We start from the raw sequence: 774 nt of genomic DNA on the forward strand, positions 1-774 counted from the left end.
CGTTCGACCTCATCCCGCCCACAGACGGGCCCCCGAGAGCCTGGCGGTTTGGAGAAGAATCGCTGCGCCATGGATCGAAGATTTCGAGGCGGCGCCGGGGAGGGTAAGCCTGGTGGTGACGGGGACCAGCAATTTTGCGATTGAGGCCTGCCTCGCCGGCTGTCCAGTTGTTCTCGTTGCGTCGGATTTCGACCGTCACGCTATTTGGGGCGAGCATCCCGCTCCTGGCCTTCATCTCGCGCCGGAACGGCTTTTGGCGATTTCAAGCCGGGATATGAGTGATATTGCTCTCTCGGCCGTCCGGGCGACGCGATCGTTCCTGGACTATTATGCAAAGCTTCCGGTATTCCCTATCCCGGTGGCTTCCAAGGCGGAGCGAGGTGCGTAGAGTGAGGCGGTTTGTGAAAAAAAGCAGCGTGGAAAAGGCCCGACGTGATCAGACATCGAATTTGAATTTGATTTCAGATCAAATCGACGTCTTCGTAAACCAATTCGGGCTCCTCCGCGGGAGCCTCTTCACTACGGTTGAATAAAGGAGGCTCCTTGATCTCGTTGCTTACGAACACTTTTCCGTTTGCAACATTGATTGAAAGCTCGGCAAAAGCTCGCGCAACATTGAACTGCCGTGAGGAAAACAAAACAAGACGCCCCGCAACGTGTTCAGAGAGCAATGCTCCGACATAACGAAGGAATCGCTCTGGAAACGCCGGGTGGGCCAAAGCGCCATCGATGACAAGAATGTCGACATCAATAAACCTTGCCATGGCTATAGAC

The 774-nt window shown here is 55.0% G+C and carries 2 protein-coding genes; one reads left to right on the plus strand and one right to left on the minus strand.

The annotated features are described in order from the left end of the window. Nucleotides 1-388 (plus strand): hypothetical protein (locus EOA24_RS42655; protein WP_210213661.1); only part of this gene is annotated, 388 nt, incomplete at its 5' end. 73 nt (nucleotides 389-461) lie between these two features. Here the strand turns inward: EOA24_RS42655 and EOA24_RS42245 are convergent. Continuing rightward, nucleotides 462-774: hypothetical protein (locus EOA24_RS42245; RefSeq protein WP_189354687.1), on the minus strand; the 313-nt coding region annotated here is incomplete at its 5' end.

It is taken from the genome of Mesorhizobium sp. M2A.F.Ca.ET.039.01.1.1 (assembly GCF_003998035.1).
GTDB lineage: Bacteria > Pseudomonadota > Alphaproteobacteria > Rhizobiales > Rhizobiaceae > Mesorhizobium.